Source organism: Agathobacter sp. (assembly GCF_977054825.1).
Map to the genome: position 1 here is coordinate 436,325 of NZ_CDRTEH010000001.1, position 7,299 is coordinate 443,623.

4 protein-coding genes are annotated in these 7,299 nt (G+C 30.7%); all 4 read left to right on the forward strand.

Going from position 1 to position 7,299, the window contains the following annotated elements; genetic code table 11:
- Window positions 1–30 precede the first annotated feature (30 nt).
- Window positions 31–2,610, forward strand: coding sequence for an NACHT domain-containing protein (locus tag ACW6PM_RS02090; RefSeq protein ID WP_456056069.1), 2,580 nt, complete (start codon window positions 31–33; stop codon window positions 2,608–2,610).
- 30 nt (window positions 2,611–2,640) lie between these two features.
- Window positions 2,641–4,164, forward strand: a complete 1,524-nt coding sequence (locus ACW6PM_RS02095) for an oligosaccharide flippase family protein (protein ID WP_456056070.1) — start codon at window positions 2,641–2,643, stop codon at window positions 4,162–4,164.
- A 13-nt stretch (window positions 4,165–4,177) separates the two neighbouring features.
- On the forward strand, window positions 4,178–5,089 hold the full coding sequence (locus ACW6PM_RS02100; protein WP_177254242.1) for an aldo/keto reductase: 912 nt from the start codon (window positions 4,178–4,180) through the stop codon (window positions 5,087–5,089).
- A 24-nt stretch (window positions 5,090–5,113) separates the two neighbouring features.
- A partial coding sequence (locus ACW6PM_RS02105) for an InlB B-repeat-containing protein (protein WP_456056071.1) occupies window positions 5,114–7,299 on the forward strand: 2,186 nt, incomplete at its 3' end.

Sequence of the window (7,299 nt, forward strand, 5' to 3'; positions counted from 1 at the left end):
TTTAGGCTAAATCACATGGAGGAAAAGTAGATGGATCTTGTTGTATCAAATGTTGGTTGCAGTATTTTAGCATCTATAATTTATGATATTGGAAAAGTGTGTTTTGATAAATTTTATGTTAAGCTGGATAAAGATTCTCTGAAGGAAATTGAAAAGTGTGTTCAGGAAAATTTTAGCACTAAATATGAAATGTTATATATGTCAGGACAGTTTAATGACTTTATACAAGCTCCATTTTTTAAAGATACTATTGAGAACTATATAATATATAAGATTTCAGGAAATTATTCAGGAAATTTACGTAAATTAAAGAAAAATAATAAAATGATAGTAGAGAAAGATGTGATAGAATTTCTTACATCTCATTTACTTGATGATTATTATTATGTAACAGTAAATGTGCCCTCAAAGACGATGATTCGCCATTTCTTTGAAGATTTTTTTAAGGTAGCAGCAAATTATTTCGCCTCAAATATTAAGGACAAAGATGGAATTGCTGTTTATATGCTTAATAGCAGAATGGATGTTATATATGAGAGCATTATGTTAAGACTTAATGATATTATAGATAATATAAATCGTGTTATGAAATGCGATATCGTTCCGATTGAAGATAGATATTCTGAATATGTTAAACAATATCACAAAATTTTAAAAACAAATCACTCAAAAGCTCATATATATCTATTAGATCAATTTGAATTCGAGAAATTTTATGTTCCTCCTATTTTAAGATGTACATCTACAGAACAAGAAATTTCAAATCATGTACACTTTGTGAGAAGAGATTATTATAGATATAGAGTATCTTATTATCATGATAAAGAGCGTAAAGTTGGTGAAGAAAGCTATGATGATTGGAGATACATTTTTGATAATTCAGGCATCGTTTATGTTACAGGTGGACCGGGTTATGGTAAGTCGCTGTTTTTAAAAAAGATAATAAACGATTTTGAAAAAATAAATATTTTTAATAGTACTGAGTATCTAGTTATTTATGGAGACTTAAAAGCCTTTTATTCTGAAGGAGATAAGCCATTATCAATGGTGACATTTTTGCAGGATAGCATGGTCAAAGAGACATTAATGGATAGAAAATTTTTCCAAATTGAAATGATAGAGTATTACTTGAAATTAGGGCGATGCTTGATACTTTTTGATGCGCTGGATGAGGTGGAAAAGCAAAAAAGAGAAGATTTACATAAGAGAATTATTGCGTATTTTAAAAATCAAAATCCGAACAATAAAATATGTATTACATCAAGAAGTAGAGGTTTTATACCAGAAAAAGATGTGGAGGTTTTTGATATATTGCCTTTGGATAGAGAGCAGATTGAGTCTTATGTGGATAACATCATAAAGCTTGGAAAATTTGATGAAAAAGACAAGAAAATATTCTTGGAACAAGCTGAAGTATTGGTAAATAAAGGATTTTTGAATAGTTTCTTGATTTTATCTTTATTGATAAATATATATAAGGCTGAAAGAGAACTTCCGGAAAACAAAATGGAATTATACCAGAAGTGTTTTGAATATATTGCCTATAAAAGAGAGAAAGAAAAAACAAAGGCTAAATTTGATTGGAACTTGATATCATATATGATGAAAGAAAATACATTTATGGAATTGGCGAGAATGTGTTTTCCAAATAATTGTGATATAGGGAAAAAAGAAATAGTTGAAATGTTGTGTGATACTTATAAGGGGAAGTATACATCAATGGTAGAGACTGAAAGAGCAGCAGAAAATTTTTTGTTTTTTTGTTCTGATAGAACGGAGTTATTTGTTCCGGCTGCCGGAGAAGATAGATTTAAATTTTTCCATAGATCCTTTTTTGAATTCTTTTATGCTCAATATATTTTTGTCAGAGTATCAAATGTTGAAAAGGTATATGAACTTTTGAAGAAATTTGATGTTGATTCAGAGGTATTTGAATTAACTCTTGCTATGATGAAGCAAAAAGACGAGATGAGATATCAAGAATTGGTTGAATATCTTTTTGATGAAGCAGATAAAGAAGCATCTATATCGCGAACAAAGTTTGTTGCGTTTAATATATTAACATTAGGAATGCAAGTAATCGATGATAATATCTACATACAACGTTATATTGATTATATATTGAAAAACAGTGAGCAAATTGTAAGGAACATTAAGTATATTTCCAGTGATTACATTATATACAGTTTAATTAATGAAAATAAAGAATATGTCTATAAGGTGAATAAAATCTATAATCCGTATTCGACAACGCATGTTATTATTTCATTTTTAAATATGTATCAAGAGTTTGATACATATTTAGGTCAAAGAAAGTATCAGGAGATAAAAGAGGAACCAGGTATAGAATTTTTCTCCGGTAGATTTTATGTACGTACTCTCGAGAACTTTTATGTTCAACTCTTTTTGGAAAATACAGATTATAGCAGTATTTTGGATAAGATTTCAGAAGAAAAATTTGAAAACTTGATGATTCAATGTAAGCTTACAAAAAGAAGAAGAGAAAAATATCAAAGGTTATTGTCTGAGTATCTATTGCTAGATAAAGAAAGACAAAGTAATCTACAAAAAATTATGTTAACAAATCCGCGTATAGTGAAGATTATATAATACATTATTAAACACTAAAGGACGTTACAGATGAAAATAGAGAGAACAAAAAACGCAGGCAGAAATATTGTTTTTGGAGTTATGCTAAAAGCTTATCAGATAGTAATTCCATTTGTTATGCGTACAGTAATGATTTACTTAATGGGAGTACAGTATCTGGGATTGAATAGTTTGTTTACCTCAATATTACAGGTGCTTAACTTAGCAGAACTTGGTGTTGGAAGTGCAATGGTGTATAGTATGTACAAGCCTATTGCAATAGATGACGAAACAAGAATCTGTGCATTGATGAAGCTATATCGTACGTATTATAGAGTGATAGGATTAGTAATTGCAATCATTGGTGCATTTTTGACGCCGTTTATACCTAAACTTATAAAGAGCGATGTACCACCTGATATTAATATTTATATATTATATATTTTAAATTTAGCGGTTACGGTATTATCATATTGGCTATTTGCATATAAAAATTGTTTGCTGGATGCACATCAAAGGACAGATGTTACAAGTAAGGTAACATTAGTTACAAATACGGTTCAATACGCATTGCAGATTTTAGTATTAGTTTTGTTCAAAAACTATTATGCATATGTGATAGTGGCGCTATTTACACAGGCAATGACAAATATTGTTATTGCAATGGTTGTTACTAAGATGTTTCCGGATTATAGACCGAATGGCAAGTTAGAAAGTTCAGAAATAAAAACTATAAATCGTAGAATAAGAGATTTGTTCACAGCAAAGTTGGGAGGTACTATTACAAACTCAGCTGATACAATCGTTATATCAGCTTTTCTGGGGTTGACAACATTAGCGGTTTATCAAAATTATTATTTTATTATGAATGCGGTTTGCGGATTCATTACTGTTTTATTTAGTTCTATAACGGCTGGAATTGGTAATAGCTTAGTAACAGAGACAATTGAAAAAAATTATAAGGATTTTAAAGTGTTTTCATTTATAATATGTTATATTTTGTGTATCTGTTGTTGTTGTTTTATTGGATTATATCAGCCTTTTATAAGATTGTGGGTTGGAAACAAATATATTCTTGATTATAGATTTGTGATTCTATTTTGTGTATTATTTTACTGCTTGGAACTTGCTATGTTATGGGCTTCAATTAAAGATGCGGCAGGATTATGGCATTCTGATAGATTTCGTCCATTAGTTGGTGCCAGTGTTAATTTGATATTGAATATAGTTTTAGTGCAGTATTGTGGATTATATGGAATTATATTATCAACGGTTTTAAGCTATATTTTTATTTCAATGCCATGGTTGATACATAACCTGTTCTCATTAGTGTATAAAAAGCCATTGTATTCCTATATATTAGATATTTCAAAATATGTATTGATTACGTTGATAACATCTTTAATAGTTTATTTTGTTTGTTTAAATATTAATATTGGAGGGATATTAGAATTAATATTAAAGTTGGTAGTTTGCCTTTTGGTTCCGTTTTTTGTGCAAAATTTAGTTTTTCGGAAAAAGGATGAGTATATACAAGCAAAAGGTATATTATTTAGAATGTTAAAGAAAAGATAAGAGGTTAGGATAAATGAAAGATATTGTTTTATGTAATGATGTTATAATGCCGGATTTATGTTTTGGAACGGGAATTACAAATATATATTCAACAGGCATTAAGAGAAAAGCAAAAATAGCTAAAAATAAAATCAAAGTAATTTTGAATAAGGATAAAAAGAATGCATTAATGAATATTAATTTATCGAAGATTGTTGATATTTCGATGCAGCATGGCTGCAAGTGCTTCGATACATCTAGAGCTTACGGTGCAAGCGAATTGGTATTAGGAAATACTTTAAATAAATATCCACGAGAGTCTTATTTTTTAGTTACTAAATTATGTAATACAGATCAATATAATGGAAGTGTAAGAGAAGGGCTTGAAAACAGTCTCAAAGCATTGAAAACAGATTATGTTGATTTGTATTTAATGCATTGGCCTGTTGAAGGACATTTTATAGATAGTTGGAAAGAAATGGAAAAATTATATAGTGAAGGTAAATGTAAGGCGATAGGTGTTTGTAATTTTAATATACATCATTTAGAAGAGTTAAAATCATATGCTACGATTATGCCTATGGTAAATGAGGTAGAATGTCATCCGTTGTTTACACAAAATGAATTGAGAGAATATTGTAATAATTGTGGGATCCAGATAATGGCATATACATCAACAGCTAGAATGGATGAGAGGTTAAGAAAGACATGTTTGCTGCCCATAGCACAAAAGTATAATAAAACACTAGCGCAAATTATATTAAGATGGCATCAACAGATTGGCAACATCCCTATTGTTAATTCGTCAAATATAGAGCATATGATAGCTAATTTAGATATTAATGATTTTTCATTGACAGAAAGTGAGATTGAACAGATTATGGGGATTAATATTAATAGTAGATTAAGATACGATCCGGACAATTGCGATTTTAAGCAATTATAATATATAACACAGGGAGGTATTCATATGAAAAAAAAGTTTAAGAAACTTGTAGTTTGTTGTATTGTAATGTGTTTAATGGTTACGTTGACTCCGTCTATTAAGGCATACGCTATTACAAGAAATGATGTATCACAAAAGCTTGAAAGTTTAATGAAACAGTATGTTGGACGAACAGGAACGTGGAGTTATGCAGGCGGTAGCCAATGTTATGGATTCGCACATATGATATTTGATAATGTATTTAATAGAGGATCAAAACAAGTTGGTAACGGTGCGCTTTCAAGTAATCCAACAAATTACAAATTAAATAATGTAGCAAGTGACATAAAGACAATTGGAACTTTAGGACCTGGATATTCAGCAGGACAGTTGGAAAACTTATTAGAAAAAGCTGCACCCGGAGATTATATCCAGGTAAGAAGAAATTCTTCAGGAAATCCACATTCAATGATTTGTGTTAATGTAGATGGAAGTGCTAATACAATTGAGATATTTGACGCAAATTCGGATGGACGTGGAACTGTAAAGCATTACACACAAAGTTTTAGTACATTTAAATCTAAAAATGCAGGAGTTTCTGTGTACAGATATTATGATTATTATCCAGATATTCCGGTACATAATTGTGATGATCACAAAGGAACAGAACGATGGAAGGTATCTGTTTCATCTGTTTTGAATATTAGATCTGGACCTTCAACATCAAATTCTATTGTTGGAACACTATCTAATGGTACTGAAATCTATATTTGCGAAAAAATAGATAATGGTGGGTATACATGGGCTAAATTGAGTAGTGGACAAGGCTGGGTTGCACTTTCTGGAAATGCCGAATATATGTGTGGAACAATTCCTCCTAGTTATCATATACAAATGGAAACGTGGTTTTCTGATACGCCTATGGGAAATGAGATTAAGGAATGTAATACACAAGATGATGTTTATTTATGTTATAAAATTTTTGACAAAAATTCAGGTAAGTATTTAGATCAACTTATGAGTAGTAATTATTCTGTTAAAGAAACCATATATAATCCAGATGGAACAGAAGCATTCTCGTATACCTATAATAATGATAATAATTGGATTAAAATTGGAAATGCAAGGACAGGAGGAACATACAAAGGAAAAGTAGAGGTTACAGGTGATTGGAATGGAAATAGTGAGAGAACGGTAAATTTTATTGAAAGGAAAGATCAGATAGAAGATGGTGTGTCACTTAATGATGCATTCTCCAGTCAAGTTGATAGTGTAGAAAAAAATCAAAAAGTTATTTACTGGTACAAAATGTTTGATGCTAATAGCAATCTAGCATTTAATCAATATAGAAATAGAGAATATACAGTAAAACAGGAAGTGTATTCACCGAGTGGTGAAAAAATTAAAGAAAAAAGTTACAATAAGGAAGATTCTGGAAGTCTGGAATTTACTGCTTCTAGCATTGGAAAATATAAATGTAAAACTACTATAACTATAAATGGGAAGGATATAGCCATAGAGAAAACATTAGATGTATATGATATTTATACAATTGAATATGATGCAAATGGTGGCCAGAATGCACCCGAATCAGAACAAAAACATTATGGAAAAGATATATTAATTAGCTCTAATAAGCCAGATAAGTCATATATTGTATATTACAATCCTAATGGTGGTACTATTTCTCGGAGAGGTCAGTACTTCAGTTGCTCATTTTTGAGTTGGAACACCGATAAATATGGTAGTGGTATCACTTATTTTGCGGGAGATACATACAGCAAAAATGATAGTGTAGTATTGTATGCACAATATGAAAACCCTAAATTTCAGGGAAGTCCGACAATATATAGAGATGGTTATACATTTGAGGGGTGGTATACAGAAAAGGATGGTGGTACTAAAGTTAAAGAAGGAGATGTGTTAACAGGAAGTCAGGCTCTTTGGGCTCATTGGAAGCAAAATTTAAGTATCAGTGTAAGTGCAGATAAAAACAAGGTAAATGTAGGACAGAAAGTAACAGTAAGCGGAACTGCAACAGGGGGAACAGCGCCATATACATATAGTTATCTCCTGCATAATAAGGATACAGACAGCTGGTCACGACTTACACCACAGTTTGTTAAGGAATCAAGCTACACATGGACAGCAGGAAGCACCGGAAACAGAGAATTCTTTGTGGAAGTAAAAGACAGTACCGGCAAAGTAGTGCGAAGCAGTGCAGTAGCTGT